Origin of the sequence: Streptomyces sp. NPDC005898, assembly GCF_040629635.1 — a bacterium.
In the GTDB taxonomy this organism is placed as follows: Bacteria; Actinomycetota; Actinomycetes; order Streptomycetales; family Streptomycetaceae; genus Streptomyces.
The window spans coordinates 1-23887 of record NZ_JBEXWC010000020.1 but is presented as its reverse complement, the minus strand read 5'-3'; the positions used below and the strand labels follow the sequence as shown (position 1 = coordinate 23887).

General features: G+C 71.4%; 22 protein-coding genes. 18 read left to right on the top strand and 4 right to left on the bottom strand.

Translation table 11 applies throughout. The features are described 5' to 3' along the window. Positions 1–41 precede the first annotated feature (41 nt). The gene (locus ABZ385_RS24235) at positions 42–401 is read left to right on the top strand and encodes a metal-sensitive transcriptional regulator (RefSeq protein ID WP_358913128.1); all 360 of its coding nucleotides are present in this window, start codon (positions 42–44) and stop codon (positions 399–401) included. 430 nt (positions 402–831) lie between these two features. Here ABZ385_RS24235 and ABZ385_RS24230 read toward each other — a convergent pair whose 3' ends face one another. Continuing rightward, positions 832–1023 (bottom strand): hypothetical protein, encoded by a 192-nt coding sequence (locus ABZ385_RS24230; RefSeq protein ID WP_358585036.1) that lies wholly within the window; start codon positions 1021–1023, stop codon positions 832–834. Positions 1024–1118: 95 nt separating this feature from the next. Then, positions 1119–1943, bottom strand: coding sequence for a hypothetical protein (locus ABZ385_RS24225; protein WP_358585034.1), 825 nt, complete (start codon positions 1941–1943; stop codon positions 1119–1121). 152 nt (positions 1944–2095) lie between these two features. Between ABZ385_RS24225 and ABZ385_RS24220 the strand changes: the two genes are divergently transcribed. Together ABZ385_RS24220 and ABZ385_RS24215 are read left to right on the top strand one after the other, a co-directional pair. Next, positions 2096–2251 carry a hypothetical protein gene (locus tag ABZ385_RS24220; RefSeq protein ID WP_358585032.1) on the top strand — a complete coding sequence of 52 codons (156 nt, stop codon included), beginning with the start codon at positions 2096–2098 and terminating at the stop codon, positions 2249–2251. Positions 2252–2339: 88 nt separating this feature from the next. Next, positions 2340–3914 carry an FAD-binding oxidoreductase gene (locus ABZ385_RS24215; protein WP_358913126.1) on the top strand — a complete coding sequence of 525 codons (1575 nt, stop codon included), beginning with the start codon at positions 2340–2342 and terminating at the stop codon, positions 3912–3914. Between the two features lie 100 nt (positions 3915–4014). On the opposite strand, the gene ABZ385_RS24210 is transcribed toward ABZ385_RS24215, so the two are convergent. Both ABZ385_RS24210 and ABZ385_RS24205 read right to left on the bottom strand, forming a co-directional pair. After that, positions 4015–4728 (bottom strand): phosphatase PAP2 family protein, encoded by a 714-nt coding sequence (locus ABZ385_RS24210; RefSeq protein WP_358913124.1) that lies wholly within the window; start codon positions 4726–4728, stop codon positions 4015–4017. A 279-nt stretch (positions 4729–5007) separates the two neighbouring features. Next, positions 5008–5997 (bottom strand): bifunctional lytic transglycosylase/C40 family peptidase, encoded by a 990-nt coding sequence (locus tag ABZ385_RS24205; RefSeq protein ID WP_358698731.1) that lies wholly within the window; start codon positions 5995–5997, stop codon positions 5008–5010. A 292-nt stretch (positions 5998–6289) separates the two neighbouring features. On the opposite strand from ABZ385_RS24205, the gene ABZ385_RS24200 reads away from it, so the two are divergent. The 15 genes from ABZ385_RS24200 to ABZ385_RS24130 all read left to right on the top strand — a co-directional run bounded on the left by ABZ385_RS24200 (position 6290) and on the right by ABZ385_RS24130 (position 23767). Then, positions 6290–6949 carry a hypothetical protein gene (locus ABZ385_RS24200; protein ID WP_358913123.1) on the top strand — a complete coding sequence of 220 codons (660 nt, stop codon included), beginning with the start codon at positions 6290–6292 and terminating at the stop codon, positions 6947–6949. Next, positions 6946–7989, top strand: a complete 1044-nt coding sequence (locus tag ABZ385_RS24195; protein WP_358913121.1) for a hypothetical protein — start codon at positions 6946–6948, stop codon at positions 7987–7989. The genes ABZ385_RS24200 and ABZ385_RS24195 overlap by 4 nt, the downstream gene beginning before the upstream one ends. Before the next feature lie 85 nt (positions 7990–8074). Beyond that, positions 8075–8755, top strand: coding sequence for a hypothetical protein (locus tag ABZ385_RS24190; protein WP_358913119.1), 681 nt, complete (start codon positions 8075–8077; stop codon positions 8753–8755). 195 nt (positions 8756–8950) lie between these two features. Further along, a complete protein-coding gene (locus ABZ385_RS24185; protein ID WP_358585019.1) occupies positions 8951–9643 on the top strand; it encodes a DUF4232 domain-containing protein in 693 nt (230 codons plus the stop codon). A gap of 831 nt (positions 9644–10474) precedes the next feature. Then, the gene (locus ABZ385_RS24180) at positions 10475–11935 is read left to right on the top strand and encodes a hypothetical protein (protein WP_358585017.1); all 1461 of its coding nucleotides are present in this window, start codon (positions 10475–10477) and stop codon (positions 11933–11935) included. Between the two features lie 297 nt (positions 11936–12232). Further along, the gene (locus ABZ385_RS24175) at positions 12233–12541 is read left to right on the top strand and encodes a hypothetical protein (protein ID WP_055570172.1); all 309 of its coding nucleotides are present in this window, start codon (positions 12233–12235) and stop codon (positions 12539–12541) included. A 233-nt stretch (positions 12542–12774) separates the two neighbouring features. Beyond that, positions 12775–13620: a hypothetical protein gene (locus ABZ385_RS24170; RefSeq protein ID WP_358913117.1), complete on the top strand. Its 846-nt coding sequence runs from the start codon at positions 12775–12777 to the stop codon at positions 13618–13620. Beyond that, positions 13610–14980, top strand: a complete 1371-nt coding sequence (locus tag ABZ385_RS24165; protein WP_358913115.1) for a hypothetical protein — start codon at positions 13610–13612, stop codon at positions 14978–14980. The genes ABZ385_RS24170 and ABZ385_RS24165 overlap by 11 nt, the downstream gene beginning before the upstream one ends. Further along, a complete protein-coding gene (locus ABZ385_RS24160) occupies positions 14977–16536 on the top strand; it encodes an SCO6880 family protein (RefSeq protein ID WP_358913113.1) in 1560 nt (519 codons plus the stop codon). Before ABZ385_RS24165 ends, ABZ385_RS24160 begins: the two co-directional genes overlap by 4 nt. A gap of 46 nt (positions 16537–16582) precedes the next feature. Further along, positions 16583–17986 (top strand): ATP-binding protein, encoded by a 1404-nt coding sequence (locus ABZ385_RS24155; protein ID WP_358913112.1) that lies wholly within the window; start codon positions 16583–16585, stop codon positions 17984–17986. After that, a complete protein-coding gene (locus ABZ385_RS24150) occupies positions 17976–19790 on the top strand; it encodes a type VI secretion protein (RefSeq protein ID WP_358913110.1) in 1815 nt (604 codons plus the stop codon). The genes ABZ385_RS24155 and ABZ385_RS24150 overlap by 11 nt, the downstream gene beginning before the upstream one ends. 141 nt (positions 19791–19931) lie before the next feature. Further along, positions 19932–20879 (top strand): ATP-binding cassette domain-containing protein, encoded by a 948-nt coding sequence (locus ABZ385_RS24145; protein ID WP_358585008.1) that lies wholly within the window; start codon positions 19932–19934, stop codon positions 20877–20879. Further along, positions 20876–21691 carry an ABC transporter permease gene (locus tag ABZ385_RS24140; protein ID WP_358913108.1) on the top strand — a complete coding sequence of 272 codons (816 nt, stop codon included), beginning with the start codon at positions 20876–20878 and terminating at the stop codon, positions 21689–21691. Before ABZ385_RS24145 ends, ABZ385_RS24140 begins: the two co-directional genes overlap by 4 nt. Positions 21692–21752: 61 nt before the next feature. Then, positions 21753–23099, top strand: a complete 1347-nt coding sequence (locus tag ABZ385_RS24135) for a histidine kinase (RefSeq protein ID WP_358913107.1) — start codon at positions 21753–21755, stop codon at positions 23097–23099. Next, positions 23096–23767 carry a response regulator transcription factor gene (locus ABZ385_RS24130; RefSeq protein WP_358913105.1) on the top strand — a complete coding sequence of 224 codons (672 nt, stop codon included), beginning with the start codon at positions 23096–23098 and terminating at the stop codon, positions 23765–23767. Before ABZ385_RS24135 ends, ABZ385_RS24130 begins: the two co-directional genes overlap by 4 nt. Positions 23768–23887: the final 120 nt, after the last annotated feature.

Genomic DNA, 23887 nt, shown 5'->3' with positions numbered 1-23887 from the left:
TCAGTAGAAATGCCCCCAGCCCCTTCCAGGAGGAGGACGCGATGACCACCACCGACGCGGCAGCGGTGACCCCGGAGGCGACCGACGCGCCCTCCGAGCACGGTGATCACGCTCACGGTGTGCACGGGTACCACAAGCAGAAGGACGAACACCTCAAGCGGCTGCGCCGCATCGAGGGGCAGATCCGCGGCCTGCAGCGCATGGTCGAGGAGGACGTCTACTGCATCGACATACTCACGCAGGTCTCGGCGAGCACCAAGGCGCTCCAGTCCTTCGCCCTCCAGCTCCTGGAGGAACACCTGCGGCACTGCGTGGCCGACGCGGCGGTCAAGGGCGGCGCGGAGATCGACGCGAAGGTGGAAGAGGCGACGAAGGCCATCGCGCGGATGCTCCGCACGTAACCGCTCCCGCTAGGGGGGCGGGGGGTCGGGGGGGCGGCGTACCCCTGCTCGCCGGGGCGGGGGGACCGCTCCTAAGCGCCGCTGCCTCCCCCTGAACCAGCACCCCACACACACCGCAAGAACCTCTCCCACCCACCCACCCGATCACCCCGCGTCAACCGCAGGCCGGGAGCCCCTCCACCACGCGCCGCTGGCCCCTGGACCGGCACCCGCCGCACGGAGTTTTCCCACCCACCCGCCCGATTGCGCCGCATCCCCCGCGAGGCCGCCCATCCGCCCGATGGCCCGTGGCCGCGTGTCTGTTCGTTCACCGGCCGATGCGGGGTAAACGGGCGGGTGGGTGGGAGATATCCGCCGCGCAGCGGCGGGCCAGGGCGGCCTGCAGGGCACAGCACCGCCGGGCGGCGGGCCAGGGCACGGCACCGCAGGGTCAGGCGGGGTCACCCTGGTCGGAGAGCGCCTCGCGGGAGTCGTAGACCCGCAGCACCTCGTCGATCCGGTCAAAGCTCAACCGCTCGCCCGCCGCACTCGCCGCGATGATGAGTTCCCCGCACAGCTCGATCTCGGCGAGGGCGACGTGGTCCTGAACCGCCGTACCGCCACGCAAAGGAGCCACGTTCATCACCTCTTCCTGGACCCGTACCGACTTCCTAGAGTAGGGAGCGGCCTACACACCGCGCATGGCACGGACGGACCATTTCCACCAGCCGTACGCGACTAGGGACCGGCGATTTTCCCGGCGAAGATGTCCTTCTCGGCCGGAAGTCGCACCCCCACCGCGACCCCGAACCGGTAGAGCAGCGTGGTCGACGCCACATCGGCGTCGGAGACGGTGAACCGCTGACGCAGCTTCCTCACCCGCCCCACCCCGTCGACGTACACGTCGAACGGCACCCTCCCCTTGCTGAACCCTTTCGCTGCCGCCGCCCCCAACGCCCCCCGCTGACCTGCGGAAGCCTCCTTCGCCGCGGCCCGCAGATCGACGACCCCGCGATAGTGCCGCACCTCGACGCCCCCGACCCGCCCCTCCCCCACGTACGTCACCTGCCGCGCCCCGCGCAGCAGTTCGGCGGCCGCGAGAGGATCCGTGGCACCGCCGGTGACGAGGTTCCCGTCGGAGAGCGAACGTGTCTCGATCCGCACCCACTTGTCGGCCGGCACCCCCGCCCCGCGGTTCTTCATGTAGAGCGCCCCGCCGGCCATCAGCTCGGTGATCGGCCGCCGCGCCGGACCCCCGGCGGGGTCCTGCGGGAGCACCACCTTGAACTGCCCGAGCCGGCGCCGGAAGTCGTAGGCGCCCTCACCCCGGACGGTCACCCGCGTCCCGCCGCTGGCCATCTCCATGGACGTGTGCGCCCTGGCGCTGCCGGCCCGGACGAGCAGGTCGGCGGAGCGCCGCACCACCTCCGCGGGCTTCCCGGGGGCCCCGGCCCCGCCGCCCTCGGCGACGGCACCGTCCGAGCAGCCGGTGACGACGGCCGCCAGCCCCGCCGCCACGACCGCGGCGACCGCTCGGCCGGTGCGCCTGTGCTGCTGCCCCATCGCCTGTTACCCCCAAGCGTTTCCGCGCTTGTGCCGATCCCCCCGTTCTCCCGGTTAACGACCGGTACGGGGAGCCGTCACGCGGCGGCCCCCGCACCGAACCCGCCCGAACCCGACCGACCGGGTTCACCCTGGCTCGGTACCGTGGCAGCGTGGCCGATCAGGAAGTCTCCGCATCCCATCGCACGACCACGGTCGAGAAGGGCCGGTTCACCGCGGCCCACTGCTCCTGCGGCTGGCGCGGCCCGGCCCGCAGGGCCCGCAGCAAGGCCCGCACGGACGCCGCCGAACACGAGGCGTCCCCCTAGGTCCCTGTCGACCCAAGACCCTGACCGCCGTGGGGAACCCGCCCGCCCCCCGCGCCGTCTGGTTCTGCGGGAAGCAACGGGAGGTGTCATGGAACGACGTACGTTCATCGGTACGACGGCCGCCACGCTGGCCGCCGCCACGGTCGCCGGCTGCACGGGAAGCGACGCACGGGCGGGGGGAGCGGCGCCGAGCACCGGTGGCGGCGGCGGTGCCACCACGCCCCTGCGGACGACGAGCGCCGCCTCGTCCTCGCCCGCCACCCTCAAGGCGCTGGCCAGGGACCTGGACGGCACCCTGGTGCGGCCCGGCGAGGCCAAGTGGGCGGCGGCCCGGCAGCTGTACAACACGCGCTTCGACGACCTGTCGCCCACGGCCGTGGCGTACGTCGCGCACGAGGACGACATCCGCACCGCCCTCGCCTACGCCCGCGCCCACCGCACCCCGGTCGCGATACGCAACGGCGGCCACTCGTACGCGGGTTGGTCCTCCGGCACCGGCCGCCTGGTCATCGACGTATCGAAGTTGAGCAAGATACGGGCGAGCGGCACGACGGCCACGATCAGCGGCGGCGCCAAGCTGATCGACGTCTACCGCTCGCTCGCCGCGAAGGGCGTCACGATCCCGGCGGGCTCCTGCCCGACCGTCGGCATCTCGGGCCTCACCCTCGGCGGCGGCCACGGCGTGGTCTCCCGCGCGTACGGCCTGACCTGCGACAACCTCACCTCCGCCACCCTCGTCACGGCGGACGGCAAGACGCTCACCGCCTCCGCGTCGGAGCACAAGGACCTCTTCTGGGCGCTGCGTGGCGCGGGCAACGGCCAGTTCGGCATCGTCACCGAGCTGTCGTACCGCACGCGTCCCGCGCCGCAGGGCGTCTCCGCGTACATGTCCTGGCCGTGGTCGAAGGCGGCGGCGGTCGTCAAGGCCTGGCAGCAGTGGGGCCCGGACCAGCCGGACGAGATCTGGTCCTCCCTGCACCTGGCGAACACCCCGGGCGGCACCCCGACCGTCTCCGTCGCCTGCTTCTCGCTGGGCACGTACGGCGAGCTGCAGAACGCCGTCGACCGCCTCGCCGACAAGATCGGCTCCCCGGCGCGCAGCGTCTCCCTGAAGCGGCGGTCGTACGAGGACGCGATGGAGGTGTACGCGGGCTGCTCGTCGTTCGCCACCGACGCCCAGTGCCATCTGCCGGGCACGACGCCGGGGCGCAGTCCGCAGGGCGCCCTGAAGCGGGAGACGTACGCGGCGAGTTCGGACTTCTTCGACCGCTCGCTGTCGGCGGCGGGCATCCGCGCGCTGCTGTCGCAGATCGAGAACGTGACGGGCGCGAGCGCCGGCAGCATCGCGCTGACCGCGCTCGGCGGCGCCATCAACCGCGTCGACCCGACGGCGACGGCGTTCGTGCACCGCCGCTCGCGAATGCTGGCGCAGTACATCGCGTCGTGGCGCGCGGGGACCTCGGGGACACCGGCGCGAGCGTGGCTGAAAAAGGCGCATGGGGCCATGGGGCGGTACGCGTCCGGTGCGGCGTACCAGAACTACACGGACCCGACGCTGACGAACTGGCGTGAGGCGTACTTCGGTGACGCGGCGCCGCGCCTGAAGAAGCTGAAGAAGCAGTACGACCCGGGCCGCTTCTTCGACTTCCCGCAGGCGCTGTGAGGCCCCGGGGGCCTCTCGTGCGTGCGAGGACCGGCGGGCCCGCCTAGGCGGCGAGGTTCCGGCGGGACCCCCCTAGGCGGCGAGGGGCCGGCGGGACCCCCTAGGCGGCGAGGTCCCGCTCGTCGGGGTCGGCCGTGAGGCGGGAGGGCCGCGCCGGCTCGCTCAGCGGGGCGGCGACCGGACCGACCCGGCGGTCCCACACCAGCCATCCGACGTGCCGGGACCGCCCGACCGCCTTGGCGAGCGGCGTGAGCAGTGCCATGGCGAGCGGGGACAGGAGGAGGGCGACGGCCGTGCCGAGCGCGAAGCCGCCGACCACGTCCGTCGGGTAGTGCACGCCCATGAAGACCCGGCACAGGCCCTCCAGGGCCGCGAGACCGAGCCCGACGATGCCGAACCTGCGGTTCGCGACGAAGAGCGCGGCGCCGATGGCCATGGCGAGCGTCGCGTGGTCGCTGACGAAGGAGAAGTCGTCCTTGCCCTCGGCCAGGACGTGGATTCCGGCGTGGTCGCGGAAGGGGCGCGGCCGCTCCACGAAGCCTCTGATCGGGACGTTGACCAGCACCGCGATGCCCGCGGCCAGGGGCGCCCAGACGACGGCGGCGACCGACGAGGCGGCGTCGTCGAGGGCGCCCCTCCTGCGCTGGCCCCACCAGCACCACACCACGAGCAGCACGAGGGCGATCAGCAGTCCGTACTCGCCGACGAACGCCAGGGCGCGGTCGAGCCAGTGCGGCGTCTCCCGCGTCAGGCCGTTGATGTCGTAGAGCAGGCCGACGTCGGGGTTCGACCCGGATTCATCGAGTCCAGCCATGGCGCTGCGGCCCCTTGTCTCCTAGCCCACGGGCGCACCTTCTGGGCGCCCTTTCCATCAACCCCCGTGGTCGGTCCAGTCAAGGGAACGCTCGGTCCCCACCCCTACGTTCCACTCTCCACCGAAAGATCACTCAGACGTTACCGAAGAGAGACACATCACCGCAGCTCAGGGGAGTGTTTTAACGGAGAGTTCAAGCCACGTCACACCTCGCGCGCGCCTCCGCACGCCCCCCGTTCGCCTCCGTACGCCTGCCTGCCGAGGCCTCGGGCGGCCGGTTCAGAGCGCCTTCGCCCCCTCGTCCGTGACACGAGTCGCGCCAAAATAATCCGGCGTGTCGATCGGGTCGAAGCGGATGACGGCACCGGCACGCGGGGCGTTGATCATGTAGCCCCCGCCGACGTAGATCCCGACGTGCCGGATGGCGCGCGAATTGGTGAGGTCGTCCGAGAAGAAGACCAGGTCACCGGGGAGCAGCTCGTCCCGCTTGGGGTGCGGCCCCGCGTTGTACTGGTCGTTGGCCACGCGTGGCAGCGTCACGCCGACGGAGCGGTAGGCGGCCAGGGTGAGACCGGAGCAGTCGAAGCGGCCATTCTGCTCGGGCGTGCCGTTGCCGCCCCACAGGTAGGGGGTGCCGAGCTTCTTCTGCGCGAAGTAGATCGCTCCCGCCGCCTGCTGCGAGGGCTGCACGCGTCCCACGGGCCGGGCGAAGCTCTTGGAGAGGGTGGTGATCGTCTTCACGTAGTTCTGCGTCTCGCGGTAGGGCGGCACGCCGCCGTACTTGAGCACGGCGTACGCGCCCGCGTTGTACGCCGCGAGCATGTTCTTCGTGGGGTCCCCGGGGGCGTCCTTCACGTAGCCGGCGAGCTTGCAGTCGTACGAGGCCGCCGACGGGATGGCGTCCTGCGGGTCCCAGATGTCGCGGTCGCCGTCACCGTCGCCGTCGACGCCGTGCGTGGCCCAGGTCCCCGGGATGAACTGCGCTATGCCCATCGCCTTGGCCGGGCTCGTCGCGCGCGGGTTCCACCCGCTCTCCTGATAGAGCTGGGCGGCGAGCAGCGCGGGGTTGATGGCCTTGCAGAGATTGCCCCACTTCTGGACGAGGGGCTGATACGTCGCGGGCACGGCGCCCTTGGCGAGCCCGACGGACCCGCCGCTCGCGCCGCCGGCGAGGCTGCCCGCCGCCATGTACGTCCCGACGACGAGAAGGCCGATGAAGCTGAGGGCACCCCCGAGCCCGACGGCCGCGACCAGCCACGCCTTACGCACCGTCAACCACCCCTCACCCGCCGGGAGTCCGCCGCCGCTCAGTGTAGAGGCCGCGTACGACCGTGGCAGGAAGCATGCGCGCATCGGACCCACCCGCCGAACCGCGCACCCTCCCCCTTCCACTCACCGCTTTGCTCGCTCATTACGAGCCAACCGCGCTCGGCCACGGGCCGGAAGCGATGCGTTTGAGCGGATATGGGGCCCCGCTCGTCCCGCCCATCACTGGTCCCGCCCCGCCCTCATCGATAGCTTGGTTCACTCCAGTGAACCCTCACCCCTCCGGGAGTTGTCCGTGATCCGCCGCCCCGCCCTGCTCGCCGCGACCGCGTTCACCGCGGCCGCCGTCCTCTCGCTCTCCGCCTGCGGAGGAGGCGACGGGGCGGCCAAGGACAACGAGAAGGTCGCGGGCGCGGATGTCGGCGACCAGAGAAAGACCGCGTCCCCCAAGGCATCGGCGGACGACGGAATCACCCGCCCGGACATCAGGCTCCCGAAGGACGTGAAGAACGTCTTCGAGAGCGGCGAAACCGGCGACCCGAAGAAGGACGCCGTCCTCGCGGACAACGAGCGTTGGGTCAACTCCCTGATCGAGGCGGTGACCGTCGACGCCGAAGACCATCCGGCGCTCAAGTTCTACGCGAAGGGCGAGGCGCTGGTGTCGTCGGCGGAGTACATCCAGGGCTTCCGGGAGAAGAAGAAGAGCTTCGTCGGGACCACGCGGTACTACGACCGGCGGGTCACCTTCCTCAGGGAAGGGGTCGCAGCGGTGACGTACTGCCAGGACGGCACCAAGACCTATCCCAAGGATCTCAAGACCGGGAAGGTCGACCGGTCGATCAAGGGCTCCGCGAGCGATTACTCCTTCTTCAACACCCGCGTCAAGAAGAACGACAAGGGCGTCTGGCAGACGGATTCCGTCACCTCCACGGCGGGAGCCAAGAAGTGCATGTGAGCCCGGGGAAGCCGTCGGCCCTTCGGTTCGCTGCCGCCCTCGGCGCAGCTGTGGCGCTGATTCCCTGGACCGCCCACGCGGGCGGCGGCGTCACCGGGGGCGGGAACAACGTGGGGGACGGGCAGTCCGCGAAAGGCACGCGCCAAGGCAGGAACCTCGGCGTCGAGACGAGGATCCAGACGACCGTCAAGGGCAGCCCCCGATCCACGAAGACCGGCACGCTCTCTCCTGCCGACAGCGACTGGGACCCGCCGGCTTGCTGGTACGAACCGGCTTACTCCCCGAAGGAGATCGAGGCCACCGTCAAGGCGATCCGGAAAATCGGTTTCCTCGGTATCGGTGAAGTCGTCGGCGGGGTCTTCGACTCGTACTTCAAGGAAGGCAAGCCGTACAAGGACTACAACCTCGACAAGCAGGGCGAGGGAAAGTTCTGGGCGGCTGCGGTCGACGAGAAGCGCAAGGACGAGCCGGAGGCGAAGGCCTGCGACAAGCTGCCGTTCTGGGTCCCGGACGGCCAGACCCCGCGGGAGCCGCTCGCGGTGTCGCCCGAAATCCTCGCCGAGTACGCCTACGGCCAGCTCCCGGTGCCCGACACCGAGGTCGAGATGGCACCGCAGGGCGAGACAAAGGTCAATCTGCCGACCTGGGTATGGCTGGACAGGGCCAGGTTCAAGACGGTCTCGGTGACGGCGAGCCTGCCGGGCACGGGCCTGTCGGCGACGACGACCGCCAAGCCGCTCTCCCTGAAGATCGAGCCGGGCACGGCGGACGCGGAGACGTACCCGGCCTCCGGGGAGTGCTCGTTCGAGGAGGGCCGGATCGGCAACCCCCGCGCGAAGGGCACGCCCGCGGACACGGATCCGCCGTGCGGCGTGCGGTATCTGCGGTCCTCCGCCGACGCTCCGTACAAGCTCCGCGCCACTCTCACATGGCAGGTCACCTGGACGAGCACCACCGGCGAGGGCGGCAAGCTGCCCGCCGGCGAATTCGGCACGGACCAAGACGTCGTGGTCCGCGAGATCCAGTCCGTCAACCGCTGACCGCCGTTCGTCGTCCGGGGCGTCAGGGTCTGCGTCCAGGACAGCGACGGCGGCGGCGCCGCACGGCAGTTGCTACGGTCCGCCCATGTCTGACACCGGAGAAACCACGGCCCCCGCCCACCCCGACCTCCTCGCCCCCGTGACCGCCGATGACGTCACCCGGGCCGTACGGCTCGCCGTCGCCGTTCTGCGCCGGGCGCCGGACGACGCCGACTGGGGCGCCAAGGCCGGCGGTCTGGACTGGGACTGCTGGGAGACCGGTGAGCACCTCGCGGACGACCTGTTCGCGTACGCCGCCCAACTCGGCCCGGAGCACCCGCCGCAGGACGAGGTCGTCCCCTTCCACTGGGTCAGCCGGACGCCCGGCGGCCCCGCCAACGTCACCCTCGCCGACCCCGCCGCCGGCCCTGCGGGACTGCTCATGGTCGTGGAGGCGTGCGGCGCCCTGCTGACCGCCATGGTCGCCACGACGCCGCCGGCCGTCCGGGCCCACCACGGCTTCGGCACCTCGGATCCCGAGGGCTTCGCCGCGATGGGGGTCGTGGAGACCCTCGTCCACACGTACGACATCGCGCACGGGCTCGGCATCGGCGACACGTGGTCGCCGCCCGGCGAACTCTGCGCCCGCGTCCTGCACCGCCTCTTCCCCGACGCCCCGACGGACACGGACCCCTGGGCCACCCTCCTGTGGGCCACGGGCCGCGGCGAACTCCCCGGCCGCGCCCGACTGACCCAGTGGCGGTGGTACGGGGCTCCCAGGGTCTGACGGGCGCGGCGGAACCGTCCCAGGACCGTGTTCCACGCGGGCCACGTTTCCGCAGGTCAGGACCCTCGTATGCGTTCCAGCGTCCCTGATCCACCGGCGCTCCTTGCCCCCGCCCGCCGGGGACGGCTTCGCTGGTGGACAGGCCGGGCAGCACGGCCCGTACCGACACCAGTCACGCACCTCACGGGGGATCCCATGAAGCTCACGCACCTCTCGAAGTCCCTGCTCGCCTGCCTCACGCTGGCCGGCGCGCTCGCCCTCACCGCCTGCGACAACGACGGCACCGCGGACGCGGTCGGCGCCCCGAGCGGGTCAAAGCCGACCGCGTCCGCCGAGTCCGGGAGGGACGGCGGTGGCGGCAGCGGCAGCGGCGGCGGCAGCAGCAGCAGCAGCAGCGAGGGTGGCGAGACCAGCCCCGACGACAGCACCGGCACCGACTCCACCGAGAACAAGAAAACCGGCATCTGCCGCAGCGACGAGCTGGAGGTGACCGCCATCGACAACAGCACCGACAAGACCGAAGGCATCGTCACGGTCGCCTTCAAGAACGGCGGTGGTCGCGACTGCTCCATCAGCGGCTACGCGGGAGTCGACCTCGAGACCGCCGCCGGCGACACGCTGTCCGTCGACCGCAACGGCGAGCAGACCCACGCCGAGATCCTCAAGGACGGCGAGACCGCCGCGTTCAACATCACCTTCCCGGCCAACACCTCCGGCGGCAGCGGAGTCCGCATCACCAAGATCCTGGTGACCCCGCCGAACGAGACGAAGACCGTCACCGTCGACTGGCCCGCCGGGTCCCTGCCCGTGGCCGGCGAAGGCTCCTCCAACGGCCCGAAGCTGGCCATCGGCCCCGTCGGGAAGGTCAGCGACTCCCCTGCGGGCTGAGCCCCATGCTCCCCCCTGTGCTCATAGAAACCGCTGGTCACAGGGGTTTGCCCCCGCCCCCACGCCCGATTGACGTGCCCCCGGCCATCCCCGATGGTTGCTGGATTGAGCGTTGTGCGACACGCGACCGCCGGGTACGGCATGACGCGGTGCCACGGCTGGGGGGAGCCGACCATGGACCCGAGAGACCGACGCGCCATCCCACCCGACGACGACCGGCCTCCCAGCGGGGCCGGGGACAAGGGCGTCCCGCCCACCGCCGAGCCACAGGACCGGCCGGCCCGGGACCAGACCGCCCAAGGCCAAGCCGCCCGGGACCAGGCCACCCAGCGCCAAACCGCCCCGGACGAGGCAGCGCAAGGCCAGACCGGCCAGGACCAGACCAGCCAGCACCAGACCGGCCAGCACCAAACCACTCAGTACCAGACCGGCCAGCAACAGACCGGCCAGGACTGGACCGAACCCGACACCACAAGAGTCCCGCCCCCCGACGCGGCCCACACCCCCGGCGCCGACGGCAACCGGCGCCCTCTCCCATCCGAGGCCACCAGCAACCCCCCGGCCACCCGCTCCGACGGCACGGCGGCCCCGCCCGCCTCCCCATTACCCGGCGACACAGGGGCCCACCACCCCCCTGCCCTCGCCCCCGGACCAGCCCCCCACCCCACCACGGGCAACCTCCGCCCCGCCGCCCCCTTCGGACCACCACCCCCCGGGCCCCCAACCGCACCCCCGAACCCACCACCCCCCACCTTCTCCCCGGCCCCACCGCCCCTCCCCACCCGGCCCCCGGACCGCGACGCCGCTCCCCGGGGCGGCCCCGTACACGCCGTGGCCGTCGCGCTGCTCAATCTCAGTGGACTCGGGCTCGGTTACGCGCTGCTCCGCCGGTGGGTCCTCGCCGCCCTGTGCTGTGGCGTGAGCGCCGCGCTGCTCGTCCTCGCGCTGCCCGCCGACGTCGACGGCGTACCCGGCGGCGTCCTCCTCGGCTACGTCGCCCTCCTGCTCCTGGCCGCCGTCCACGGCGCCCTGCGGGCCACCCGCGACCACCGCCCCTGGCCGGTACGCGCGCCGCTCGCCGCCGCCCTCGGCGTCGTCCTGCTCGCCGTGCCCTCCGCCGCCGCCGTCGCGTACGAGAGCGCACGCGACGAAGCCGTCGAACAGATGCTCCTCGACCGCCTCCACAAGGCCGACCGCATCGTCGCGGACCTCGACGGCCGCCCCTTCGAGGACGCCACCGAGACCCGGTACAAGAAGGCCCTCCACATCTACCGCGACCTCGCCGCGGACCACCCCGGATCGAAGGCCACCGACCGGCTGTCCGCCAGCCTCGCCGCCTACTACGACTCCGTCGCCGCCCCCTACACCGCGAAGCGGTACTGCGAGGCCATCACCCCGCTCAAACACCTGCGTACCGTGCCCGAAACCCTCGGCACCCCCGGCAAGGACCACCTCGGCGCCCTCGCCGACCGGCCCGACGACCACCTCGCCACCTCCCTCTACGAATGCGGTACGGCAGACCTCGGCCGGGCCTCCGCCGACGGCCCCCTCACGGAACTGCTGCGCACCTTCCCCGCCTCCGACCAGGCCGGCAAGGTCGAACCCGCGCTGCGCGACGCCATCGCCGCCCGCACGGCCGCCCTCAAGGGCCCCGCCCCCTGCACCGCCGTCGACGAGCTGCGCGCCCTCGCCACCACCACCGCCGCCCTGCCCGGCGACGCGGTCGACGCCGGCGCCCTGCGCGGCGACACCGACCGCGCCCTGGAGAGCGGCGTCTACGCCTGCGGCCTGGACGAGTTCGAGGACGCCCACTTCGCGAAGGCCGCCGCCACCCTGAACGGCTTCGCCACGTCCTACCCGGCGAGCGAGAAACGCGACCGCGCCAAGGACGTCGCCATCGCCGCCGAGATCGCCGAGGAACGCCCGAGCGCGGGCCGCCACCTGCCTCCGTCCGGCTCCGCGGGCGGCGCGAGCGTCGAGTTCGTCGTCGCCAACCTCGGCTCCGGCGAGCTGGAAGTCCTCTACACCGGCCCCACCACCGGCCGCGTCACACTCGAGCCCTGCGCGTCCTGCCGGATCTACGCCACCAAGTCCCAGGGCGACAAGGCCTGCCGGGCCGGCGTCACGAAGTACCCCAGGACCACCCTCAGACTGCCCGCCGGCGAGTACCACTTCCTCTACAAACGGGCCACCGTCGACGACCGGGCCGACGGCGCGAGGCTCAGCCCGTCGTACCGTTACACCGACTGCTCCTTCGTCACCCGCGCGACCGCCGGCCTCGGACTCTCCTGAATCCCGGCCACTTGAGTCCCGCTCACCTGACCCCCACTCAGAACACCGGTCATCGGCCACCCTCGGGACTCCGGGTCAGAAGTCCAGGTCAGAGGCACGCCGGTCCCTCATTGCCCGGCGTCCTACCGCGTGATACACAGAGTCACCAGACCTCACCCACGAGGAAACGTACGAAGTCGGCCAACGAATGGCGCCAAGGCGACACTCGCGGGCCCGATTGTCGGCGAGAATGAGCTGACCTCTGCACCTAGGTAGGCAGAGGTGGCAGAACAACCCACTAGGGGCGGTGAGTTACACATGCTTATGGCAGCCGAAAAGGGCGACATCACCACCATCATCGGCGGGATCGCCCCCGACTGGGGTCCCTTCGGGAGCCTGGGCAACGAGGCACGCGTGATGATCGAGGTCGTGATGGCGATCGCCATCCTCCTCTGTCTCGGCATTGCCATCTGGGGCGCGGCGAAGCAACGCATCGGCGCGACGGCGCTGCGCGACACCTTCAGCGCGGAACAGGGCAAGGGCCTGATCATCGCGGGGCTGACCGGCGTCTTCATCATCGGTTCGCTCGGCACGCTGTTCACCATCGTGTATGGCATGGCGGTCTAGCGCCCGCCCTCGCCCCACGCCTCCGCCACCAGGCGCCCACGTCCCCACCCTGTCCCCACGTCCCCCATGTCCCCCCCGTCCCCTCTCCCCCACCCGTCCGTCGTGCCCACCGGCTGAGGTTGCAACTCCCTGATGTCGAGTCACCACACCGCGTCCACGCGGGAACCAGCACGGCTACCGTCATACGTGTCCTACGTGACGGTCCAGCGAGAGGTTGAGGGGGCGAACCCGGCATGAGTCCCGGCGACGAGCGGAACGACGGCCTCTTCGGCGGCTCGGTAGAGACCAGGACGCGGCTCCCCGAGGGGGAGGGCGGAGGCGACGACGTCTACGGCGTCCCGCGCAGATCCACCCGGTCCGGGCGGACGTCCTCGCGCGGCCTGGTGACGGTGGTCGGCGTCGTCGTCCTCCTGATCGCCGCGATCGCCTTCGCCAACCGCGGCGACGGCGAGGACGACACGGCCTCCGCCGACCCCAAAAAACCGACCACGACATCGACGTCCCCCACGGGGAAAAAGCCCGTCGACGGCAAAACCGCGGGCATCGCGACCGGCTTCGCCAAGAGTGAGCAGGGCGCGCAGAGCGCCGCGGCGAACTTCGCCGTGCCGCTCGGCTCGGCGGAGATGTTCGACAAGAGCAAGCGTGATGACATCCTCAGGGCCGTCATGGCACCCCAGAGCGTGCCCAAGTTCCAGGCCGAGCTCGACAAGGCGTACACCGCGCCGTTCTTCAAGAACGTCGGCCTGAACGAGGACGGTTCCACACCGAACGGCTACCAGTTCGTCTCACGGACGACCCCGATCGGCACGAAGATCACCGACTTCTCGGACGACAAGGCGACCGTCGAGGTGTGGTGCAGTGGCCTGCTCGGCCTGGCCGGTGAGAAGTCCACCAAGCCGGTCACCAACAGCTGGTTCACGATGACCATGGAATTGGCGTGGATCGACGGGGACTGGAAGGCCGTCACGCACACCCAGAAGAGCGGTCCCGCCCCCGTGCCGGGCGACGACCGCGCGTCCAACTCCGACGAGATCGCCAAGGCGGTCGAAGGGTACGGAGGGTTCACGTATGCCCGGTAGCCGCCGTGTACTCCGCCTCAGCACCGCAGTCGTCGCCACGCAGACCACGGTGGTCCTGTTCGCGACGCGTGCCTTCGCCGCGCCGGAACCCAAGGACGACGCCTGCGATCTCATCCATGGCCCCGCCAAAAAGTACTGCGAAAAAGGCGAGTCCGGCGGCGGCAGCCCCCGTAGCCTTGACGGCAAGTACCCCACCCAAGAACCCCTGGACGGTTCCGCCGACCCCCTCAGCTCCCTGGCCAAAGGCTGCGCCGAAGCCGCCTCCTGGACCGTCGACAAGCTGTCGGACGCTGTCAAGGAGACGGCGAACGTCGACTTCACGAACCCCAAGTTCCTCCAGCAGTACGCCGTCGTCTTCGCCGCGTCCACGATCCTCACGCTCCTGCTGTGGCTGCTCGCCGTGGCGAAGCGAGCCGTCCGCGGCGTGCCGCTGACCACCGCGATCTCCGAGGCCGTCGGATTCCTGTGGCTCACCGTGCTCGCCTCCGCCTTCACCCCCCTGATCCTGTACACCGTCGTCTCGGCGACCGACGGCGTCTCCGACGTCATCGCGAAGGCCACCGGCGGCCAGACCGACCAGTTCTTCGGCACGTTCTCCGGCGCCCTGAAGAAGGGCGAGGACATCGGCGGCGGCCCGATCATGCTGATCGTCGTCTCGCTGGTGTCGATCCTCGCCGCCGGCGTCCTGTGGCTGGAGCTGGTGATCAGGGCGGCGCTCCTGTACGTAGGAGCGCTCCTCGGCACCGTCGTCTACGCCGGCCTCGTCGACAAGAACCTGTGGTCGCACGTCCGCCGCTGGGCGGGCATCATGATCGCCGTCATCCTCGTCAAACCGATCATCGTGATCGTGCTCGGCCTCGCCGGCGCGCTCTCCGCCGACGACGGCCCCGACGCGTTCTCCGCCGTCGTCTCCGGCCTGTCGATCATCCTGCTCGCCATCTTCGCGAGCGCCATGATCTACCGCTTCGTCCCCGGCTTCGGCGACGAGATCGCCGGCTCCCGCAACAACCGCATCATGCGCGGTGCCGAGAACAAGGCCGCCGCCGTGATCAGCTCCCCCGCCTCCCTCGTCTCCCAGGGCATCAAGACCCACAGCGCCCGGGGCAACGGCTCGGGCGGCGGCGGCGCCGGAAGCAGCCAGCCCCGGCCCGCCAACCCCGTCGGCGGCGGCGTCGCCGCCCACAGCGCCCGCACGCCCGCCGGCGGCCCCGCGACCGGCGGCTCCTCGACCGGCGGCGGATCCGTCCCCTCCGCCGCACCCGCGCCGCGCTCCAGCGCGACGAACACGCCGCACGCGGGCAACCGCGGCGGCGCCCGCAACAACAGCAGTCCCAACCGCACGGGAGGTGAAGGGCGTTGACGACCCAGTCCCACGTGTCCCATCCGGTCGCGCCCCGCCGCACATATCTGATCGGCCGCGCCCGGCCGAACGCGATCGTCGGCAAGAACCGCGAGACCGGCGAGATCGCCCTGATCATCGTGGGGGCCTTCCTCGGGATGATGTGCGGGCTCCTCGTCCCCGTCCTCTCCCTGCGCATCGTGCTGCTCTCCGGCCTGCCGATGCTCGCCGTCGCCGCGGTGTACGTCCCGTACAAGGGCCGGACGTTCTACAAGTGGTTCGAGATCAACCGCAGTTACAAGCGCTCCCTGAAGCGCGGCACCGCCTACCGCTCCGCCGCCCCGGAGGCCGGGATCAGGCTCGACGGGCGCGAGATCGAGGTCGGGCCGCCGCCCGGCATCGGCCGCATCAACTGGCTCGCCGCACCCTTCGGCCCCGACGAGATCGCCGTACTGCTGCACGCCGACCGGCGCACTGTCACCGCCGCCATCGAGATCGAGGGCCCGGGCGTGGGCCTGCGCGACAGCGAGGACCAGGAGGCCCTCGTCGACCGCTTCGGCACCCTCCTGAAGCACGTGGCGAACGGCGACGGCTTCGTCACCCGCCTCCAGATGCTCGCCCGCACCCTGCCCGCCGACCCCGACGCCCACGCCAAGGACGTCGCCCAGCGCGGCGACCACCGGGCGCTGCCGTGGCTCCAGGAGTCGTACGACCAGCTCCAGTCGATGGTGTCGACCAGCAGCGAGCAGCACCGCGCCTACCTCGTCGCCTGCATGCACTACTCCCGCGACCTGGCCGCCGAGGCGCAGGCGATGGCCCGCGCGGCGCGGCCGCACGGCGGCCGCAAGCTCGACAAGGACGCCGGTCTCGCCGTGGTCATGGCCCGCGAGCTGACCGACATCTGCTCGCGGCTCCAGGAGGCCGACATCCGCGTACGGCAGCCGCTCGGCCAAGGCCGCCTCGCCTCCCTGGTCCACTCCATGTACGACCCGGACCACCCCATCGACCACATCCAGGCGATGACCAAGCGCAACGCCTGGCCCGCCGAGCTGGACGCCATGGAGCCCACCTACCTCCAGGCCAAGACCCGCGAGTCCTCCACCCGCGCCCCCTGGTGCCACGCCACGGCCTGGGTGAAGGAGTGGCCGATGACCCCCGTCGGCGTCAACTTCCTCGCCCCGCTGCTCGTCCACACCCCGGACGTCATCCGCACGGTGGCCGTGACGATGGACCTCGAACCCACCGAGGTCGCCATCGAGCGGATGCTGACCGAGAAGACGAACGACGAGGCGGAGGCCAGCCGCCAGGCCAAGATGAACCGCACGGTCGACCCCCGCGACGTCGCCTCGAACTCCCGCCTGGACCAGCGCGGCGAGGACCTGGCGAGCGGCGCGGCGGGCGTCAACCTCGTGGGCTACATCACGGTGTCGTCCCGTTCCCCGGAGGCGCTCGCGCGCGACAAGCGCACCATCCGCGCCTCCGCCGGCAAGTCGTATCTGAAGCTGGAGTGGTGCGACCGCGAGCACCACAGGGCCTTCGTCAACACGCTGCCGTTCGCGACCGGCATCCGACGCTAGAGCGCGTGAGCGCTAGACGGTATCGACGTAGAGGCAGGCTGTTGCGATGCGGGATCCGCTGACCGTCCTCACGGACGCCTTCACGTCCTTCCTCTTCGGGAAGGTCGAGACGACCAGGCTTCCGGTGCGTACGTCGACGGGGCAGGCCCAGGCGGTCTACCTCCCGACGGCCGCGCCGGGGCTCGGCGACTCGGGCGTGATCATCGGGCGTGAGGTGTATTCCGGCAAGGGGTACATCTACGACCCCTTCCAGCTGTACGGGCAGCAGCTGCCCGCACCGCACTGGCTGGTGCTCGGCGAGTCCGGCAACGGCAAGTCGGCGCTGGAGAAGACGTACGTCCTGCGGCAGTTGCGGTTCAAGGACCGCCAGGTCGTCGTCCTTGACGCACAGGGCGAGGACGGGGTGGGCGAATGGAACCTGATCGCCCAGGAGCTGGGCATAACGCCCATCCGGCTCGACCCGACGGCCGCCCTCGACATGGGCATCCGGCTCAACCCGCTCGATCCGGCGATCACGACGACGGGCCAGCTCGCGCTGCTCCGCACGATCATCGAGGTCGCCATGGGCCACGGCCTGGACGAGCGCTCGGGCTTCGCCCTGAAGGTCGCGCACGCCTACGTCAACGAGACGATCGTGGAGCGCCAGCCGGTCCTGACCGACATCGTCGAGCAGCTGCGCCACCCCGAGCCGGAGTCGGCCGAGGCGATGAACGTGGCCATAGACGACGTACGCGCGTGGGGCCTGGACGTGGCGCTGGTCCTGGACCGCCTGGTCGACGGTGACCTGCGGGGCATGTTCGACGGCCCCACGACGGTCGGCGTCGACCTCGACGCGCCCCTGACCGTCTTCGACCTGTCCCACATCGACCGGAACTCCATCGCGATGCCGATCCTGATGGCGATCGTCGGCGTGTGGCTGGAGCACACCTGGATCCGGCCCGACCGCAAGAAGCGCATCTTCCTGGTGGAAGAGGCCTGGCACATCATCAACTCCCCGTTCGTGGCGCAGCTGTTCCAGCGGCTGCTGAAGTTCGGCCGGCGGCTCGGCCTGTCGTTCGTGGCGGTGGTCCACCACCTGAGCGACGTGGTCGACGGCGCGGCGGCCAAGGAGGCGGCGGCGATCCTGAAGATGGCCTCCACCCGCACGATCTACGCCCAGAAGGCCGACGAGGCACGGGCGACGGGACGGGTCCTCGGCCTGCCCAGGTGGGCCGTGGAGATCATCCCCACCCTCACCCCGGGCATCGCGGTGTGGGACGTGAACGGCAACGTCCAGGTGGTCAAGCACCTCATCACGGAGACGGAACGGCCCCTCGTCTTCACGGACCGCGCCATGACGGAGTCCTCCGCCGAACTGGCGAGCGCCGGCATGCCGGCCGACGACGCGCTGCGGGCGGCCGAGCTGGAGGCGGAGGAACGGGCGGCGTACATGGAGCAGCATGCGGGATGACTGGGAGCGGGGCCGCCGGGGCGCAGGTGCCGAGCGGGGGGTCCCGGACGGCCTCCTGCTGGGGATCCTCGGCTTTCTGCTGATCTCCACGGTCCTGGTGTGGTCGGCGACGCGCCTCGCGGCGTGGTTCGCGCGGGGCGCCGTGCCGGACGGCGTGACGTTCGGCCGTACGCCACTGGCGGTACGCCACTTGATCGGCCACCCCCAGGACCTCCCGGGCGCCTGGCCCGACACCCCGCCGCCGCAGCTCTCGGGCTACGGCCTGTTCTGGGGCCTGTTCATCGGCCAGCTCCTGGCCCTGCTCGTCCTGACGATCTTCACGCTGGGCACGGTGACGAGGTGGCGAGCGGTACGGAGGGCGACCCGAGCACGACACGGATCCGAGAGCCCCTCCGGCCGCCCCATGGACATCACCGAGGACACCCCGGGCAGGACCGCCCCCGCGACCCCGGACGTCCGCCGGCCGGGGCACGCCGAAGGCGCGGTGGGACCGGGCGGGCCTGTAAGGGCGGACGGCTGGCAGCCGGGCGCAGAAGTCCCACTGGGGCCGAACGGGCCTGTAAGGGCGGGCGGATGGGAAACAAGCGCCGAAGGCGCACCAGGATCCCACGGCCCTGCGACGGCGGGCGCCTGGCAGCCGGGCGCCGAAGGCGCACCAGGAACATACGGGCCTGTAAGGGCGGGTGGGTGGGAAACGGGCGCCGAAGGCGCACCAGAACCCCACGAACCGCCCAGGCCGACCGGCCGAGAACCCCGCACCGAAGCCGCGAGCCCCATCACACCCACCCCGCCCACGCCCTTCGAAGGACCCGGCACAAAAATCCCGGTCACGCCCCTCGCAGGGCCCCACACAAAAACCCCGCCTACGCCCCTCGCAGGGCCCCTCATCCTCGGCACCCCCGAGACCAGAAGGCCCCACGCCCTCCAGGCCATCCAGGACGCCGAGGCCGCCGCCCTGGTCCTGACCTCCGACCCCACCCTGTGGGAGGAGACGAAGGACGCCCGCGCCAAGCTGGGCCCCGTCCTCCTCTACGACCCCTCCCACCTCTGCGACACTCCCGCCCGCATGCACTGGTCCCCCACCTCCGGCTGCCAGGACAAGGCGACGGCCACCCGCCGCGCCGTCGCCCTCCTCGCCCCGATAAGGCCGGCCGCCCGACTGGACGCGGCGGTGGCCGACACGGCGGAACTGCTGATGCGCAGCTTCCTGCACGCCGCCGCCGTGGCCGACAAGCCGATGCGGAACGTCCACCGCTGGTCCCAGGGCACGCAGGTCCAAGAGGCGGTCCGCATCCTCCGTACGCATCCCAAGGCCGCGCCCGGCGCCGCCGGCGAGCTGGAGGCGGCGCTCACGGCGTACCCGGAACGCCGGGACGTCGCCCAGGAGTTGACCGCCCGCGCCCTGTCCGCCCTCTTCACGGTCCACGTCCGCGAATCCTGCACCCCGAACCGAACTGATGCGCTCACCCTGGATTCCTTTGTCCGTGAAGGGGGCACGCTTTTCGTGGTGGGGGAGGCGATCGAAGATCCCAAGTCCCGCCAAGGCCCGGGTGCCATGCCGCTGCTGACGGCACTCGCCTCCAGCGTGGTCGAGCACGGCCGGCGCATGGCCGAACGGTCATCCTCCGGTCGGCTCGACCCACCAATGACGCTCGTCCTGGACGACGCCGCCGCGGTGGCCCCCCTGCCCCAACTCCCGGAGCTGCTCACCTCCGGCACCGACCTGGGCATGCCCACCCGTGTCCTGCTCCGCTCCCGAGAACAGGCCAGATCCCGCTGGCCGGACAGCGCCCTGCCCCTCTGACGACGGCGCTCCCACACTCGAAGCCCGGCACCCCGGCAAGCACGCCTCAGGGTCGCCGTCGTACCCCGGTACTACCCCCGGCCGCCACGTCCCGCCCCCGGTCCGACGATCCGCGCCCCCGCACCGGCCAGCATCGGACACATGACGATCAGGGCATACGGACTGACCAAACACTACGGCGGCAAGCCCGCCAAGAAGGCCGTCGACGACCTCAGCTTCGAGGTCCTCCCCGGCACCGTCACCGGCTTCCTCGGCCCCAACGGCGCGGGCAAGTCCACGACCATGCGGATGCTCCTCGGCCTGGACGCCCCCACCCGCGGCCGCGCCACCATCGGCGACCGCTCCTACACGGCGCACCCCGCTCCCCTGCGCGAAGTGGGCGCTCTGCTGGAGGCCCGCTCCGTCCACCCGGGCCGCTCCGCCTACCACCACCTGATGGCGCTCGCCCACACGCACTCCATCCCCAGGAGCCGCGTGGCCGCGGTCCTGGAGCTGGCCGGCATCCACGAGGTGGCCCGCAGGCGCGTCAAGGGCTTCTCCCTCGGCATGGGCCAACGCCTCGGCATCGCCGCCGCCCTGCTCGGCGACCCCGCCACCCTCATCCTCGACGAACCGGTCAACGGCCTCGACCCCGAGGGCGTCCTGTGGATCCGCAACCTCCTCAGATCCCTGGCCGCCGAGGGCCGTACGGTCCTCGTCTCCTCGCACCTCATGAGCGAGATGGCGCTGACCGCCGACCACCTCGTCATCATCGGCCGCGGCCGGCTCCTCGCCGACACCACCGTCGACCGCTTCGTACGCGAGTCCGGCACCGGCTCCGTCAAGGTCGTCACCCCCGAGGCCGGCCTCCTCACCGAGCTGCTCGCCGCCCCCGCGGTACAGATCACCGGCAACGCCCCCGGCGTCCTCGACGTACGCGGCACGGACGCCGAGCACATCGGCCGCACCGCCGCAGCCCACGGCATCCCGCTCTTCGAACTCACGCCGCACACCGCGTCGTTGGAGCAGGCGTTCATGGACCTCACCCGCGACTCCGTCGAGTACCTCGCCCCGACGACCGCCCCCCAGCCGGAAGGAACGGCGGCATGAACACCCTCACGCACCCCACCGAGACCACCTCAGGAACCGGCGTCCCCGCCCCCGCGTACCGCCTGAGCGCCAAGGGCATCCTGCGCGCGGAGTGGCACAAGCTCTGGACGCTCCGCTCCACCTGGATCACCCTCATCACGGCGAGCGCCCTGGTCCTGTCGGTCGGCATCGTCATGGGCAGCACCTACGACGGCGACGACGCCGAGATCGACACCGTCGTCTTCACCCTCTTCGGCACCCAGCTCTCCCAGATCTGCCTCGCCGTCCTCGGCATCCTCGTCACCGCCGGCGAGTACGCGACGGGCATGATCCGGGCCTCCCTCACCGCCGTCCCGCAGCGCCTGCCCCTCCTGTGGTCGAAGGCCGCGGTCTTCACCGTCGTCGCCTTCACCGCCTCCTGGACGACGAACACCGTCACGTTCCTCACCGCCCAGACCTGGCTCTCCGGCACCGACAAGGAACTCGCCCTCACCGATGACGACGTCCTCGCCGCCCTCACCACCAGCGCGGCCGCCCTCACCCTGCTCGGCCTCTTCGCCCTCTGCCTCGGCGCCCTGCTGCGCTCGGTGCCCGGCGCCGTCGGCGCGTTCGTCGGCTCCGTGCTGATCCTGCCGGAGGTGCTGTCGATGCTGCCCTTCGACGCCGTCCAGAGCGCCATCCGGTACTTCCCGGCCCAGGCGGCGAGCGCCCTCGGCTCGGTCTCCCGGGTGGAGCACACCATCGCCCCCGGCACCGCCCTGCTCACCCTCGCCCTCTGGTCCGCCGTGGCCCTCGCGGCGTCGACGGCGCTGCTCAAGCGGCGGGACGTGTGACGGCACCCGGCTCACGAGAAACCCGTGTACGAGGATGAGGCCGGTGCCCGAGGATGAGCGCATGCCCGAAGCCGAGCCGACGACTGAACCGGCGGGCGCGACCGAGACGGCGCCCGCGACCGCTCCGGTGACAGCGACCGGCCCGGAGACCGCGCCAGGGGGCGTGACCAACCCGGAGAGCGCCACCGAGCCGCATCCCCTCACCCGGCTCGTCCAGCGCTCCATCCAGCGGGTGCGCGCCTTCGACAGCCGCCGCCCTCTGGTGTGGGACCTCCTGGTGACGGGGTTCTTCGTGATCGCCGCCCTCACCGACGGCCAGGGCGGCTGGCGCACCACCGCGGCCGACCCGCACGTGCCGCAGGGCCAGGTCCTCCTGATGAGCCTCGCCCTCTCCGTCCCCCTGCTGTGGCGCCGCCGCCGTCCGCTGATCGCCCTCGCGGTGATGACGGTGGCGACGCTGGTCAGCAATGGGACGGGCGCCTGGCTCCAGGCAGCCCTGATCCAATTCGTCGTGGTCTTCAACATCGCCCTGCGCCTGCCCCTGAAGACCCTCGGACGAGCGGCCGCCATGATCGCGCTTCCCATGGCCGTCTGCGTCCTCACCTACCCGTCCCGCGGCTGGTACGAGCTGGTCGTCCCGCACGTCTGGTCCTTCGCCCTCGTCTCACTGGCGGGCGTCGCCGTCCGCTCCCGCCAGGACCACACCCGGGCCCTCGTCGACCGCGCCCGGCGGCTCGAAGTGGAACGCGACCAGCAGGCCCGGCTCGCCGCCGCGGCCGAACGCACCCGTATCGCCCGCGAGATGCACGACATCATCGGACACAATCTGTCCGTCATCACCGGCCTCGCGGACGGCGGTTCGTACGCGGCCGCCAAGTCCCCCGAGCGTGCCGCCCAGGCCCTCGACGCCATCGGGACCACGAGCCGCCAGGCCCTCGCCGAGCTGCGGCGCCTCCTGGACGTCCTGCGCGAGGACACCCCCGCCGCGGCCGATCGCGCCCCGCAACCCACCCTCACCGACCTGGACCGCCTCATCGACGGCGTACGGGCCGCGGGTCTGCCGACACGAAGCACCGTCCGCGGCCGCCCCGGCTCCATCACCGCGGGCCGCCAGCTCACCGTCTACCGCGTGGTGCAGGAAGCCCTCACGAACACCCTGAAACACGCCGGCCCCGGCGCCACCGCCACCGTCGACGTCTCCTGCAGCGACACCGCCGTCACGGTGACCGTCACGGACACCGGCACGGGCGGCACCCCTTCCCGGTCCCCGGGCAGCGGCCGGGGCCTGACCGGCATGCGGGAGCGAACAGCGTTGTACGACGGCACACTTGAGGCAGGTCCACTCCCTTCCCCGCCGGGCGGCTGGCGGGTCCACCTCCGTCTCCCGAAGGACAGCGACACACAGTGACGAACGTGCTCATCGTGGACGACCAGCCCATGCAGCGCTTCGGTTTCCGCATGCTCCTGGAGAGCCAGGACGACATGACGGTGGCGGGCGAGGCCGGCAACGGCAGCGAGGCGGTCCGCATGACCGCCGAACTCCACCCCGACGTGGTCCTGATGGACATCCGCATGCCGGGCCTGGACGGCATCGAGGCCACGCGCCGCATCGTCGCGTCCGGCGACCGCACCCGCGTCCTGATCCTCACCACGTTCGACCTCGACGAGTACGCGTACGACGGTCTGCGCGCGGGCGCCTCGGGGTTCCTCATCAAGGACGCCCTGCCCGAGGAACTCCTCTCCGGAATCCGCGCGGTCGCCTCGGGCGACGCGGTGGTCGCCCCCAGCCTGACCCGTCGCCTCCTGGACACCTTCGCGGAGCATCTCCCCGCAGCCGGCTCAGGGCCTGCGGATCCCGCGTCCCATCCGCGGCTGATCTCTCTCACGGATCGGGAACGCGAGATCCTCACTGTCATCGGCCAGGGCTGGACGAACACCGAAATAGCGGTCCGTCTGCACCTCGCGGAATCCACGGTGAAGACCCATGTGGGCCGCATCCTCGCGAAAACGGGCGCGCGGGACAGAGTGCAGGCGGTGATTCTCGCGTACGACACGAAATTGGTGACCCCGGCCTGAGCACACGAGAAACCCCTTGAACGCAAAAAAAGCCTCAGGCCCCGGACAATGTCCAGGGCCTGAGGCTTTATCAAAATTAGTTCGGCGGCGTCCTACTCTCCCACAGGGTCCCCCCTGCAG

Excerpts from the sequence above, each read along its gene's own strand:
- ABZ385_RS24235 (WP_358913128.1), top strand. The coding sequence starts at position 42 with ATGACCACCACCGACGCGGCAGCGGTGACCCCGGAGGCGACCGACGCG.
- ABZ385_RS24230 (WP_358585036.1), bottom strand. The coding sequence starts at position 1,023 with ATGAACGTGGCTCCTTTGCGTGGCGGTACGGCGGTTCAGGACCACGTC.
- ABZ385_RS24225 (WP_358585034.1), bottom strand. The coding sequence starts at position 1,943 with ATGGGGCAGCAGCACAGGCGCACCGGCCGAGCGGTCGCCGCGGTCGTG.
- ABZ385_RS24215 (WP_358913126.1), top strand. The coding sequence starts at position 2,340 with ATGGAACGACGTACGTTCATCGGTACGACGGCCGCCACGCTGGCCGCC.
- ABZ385_RS24210 (WP_358913124.1), bottom strand. The coding sequence starts at position 4,728 with ATGGCTGGACTCGATGAATCCGGGTCGAACCCCGACGTCGGCCTGCTC.
- ABZ385_RS24190 (WP_358913119.1), top strand. The coding sequence starts at position 8,075 with ATGTCTGACACCGGAGAAACCACGGCCCCCGCCCACCCCGACCTCCTC.
- ABZ385_RS24185 (WP_358585019.1), top strand. The coding sequence starts at position 8,951 with ATGAAGCTCACGCACCTCTCGAAGTCCCTGCTCGCCTGCCTCACGCTG.
- ABZ385_RS24175 (WP_055570172.1), top strand. The coding sequence starts at position 12,233 with ATGCTTATGGCAGCCGAAAAGGGCGACATCACCACCATCATCGGCGGG.
- ABZ385_RS24170 (WP_358913117.1), top strand. The coding sequence starts at position 12,775 with ATGAGTCCCGGCGACGAGCGGAACGACGGCCTCTTCGGCGGCTCGGTA.
- ABZ385_RS24165 (WP_358913115.1), top strand. The coding sequence starts at position 13,610 with ATGCCCGGTAGCCGCCGTGTACTCCGCCTCAGCACCGCAGTCGTCGCC.
- ABZ385_RS24155 (WP_358913112.1), top strand. The coding sequence starts at position 16,583 with ATGCGGGATCCGCTGACCGTCCTCACGGACGCCTTCACGTCCTTCCTC.
- ABZ385_RS24150 (WP_358913110.1), top strand. The coding sequence starts at position 17,976 with ATGCGGGATGACTGGGAGCGGGGCCGCCGGGGCGCAGGTGCCGAGCGG.
- ABZ385_RS24145 (WP_358585008.1), top strand. The coding sequence starts at position 19,932 with ATGACGATCAGGGCATACGGACTGACCAAACACTACGGCGGCAAGCCC.
- ABZ385_RS24140 (WP_358913108.1), top strand. The coding sequence starts at position 20,876 with ATGAACACCCTCACGCACCCCACCGAGACCACCTCAGGAACCGGCGTC.
- ABZ385_RS24135 (WP_358913107.1), top strand. The coding sequence starts at position 21,753 with ATGCCCGAAGCCGAGCCGACGACTGAACCGGCGGGCGCGACCGAGACG.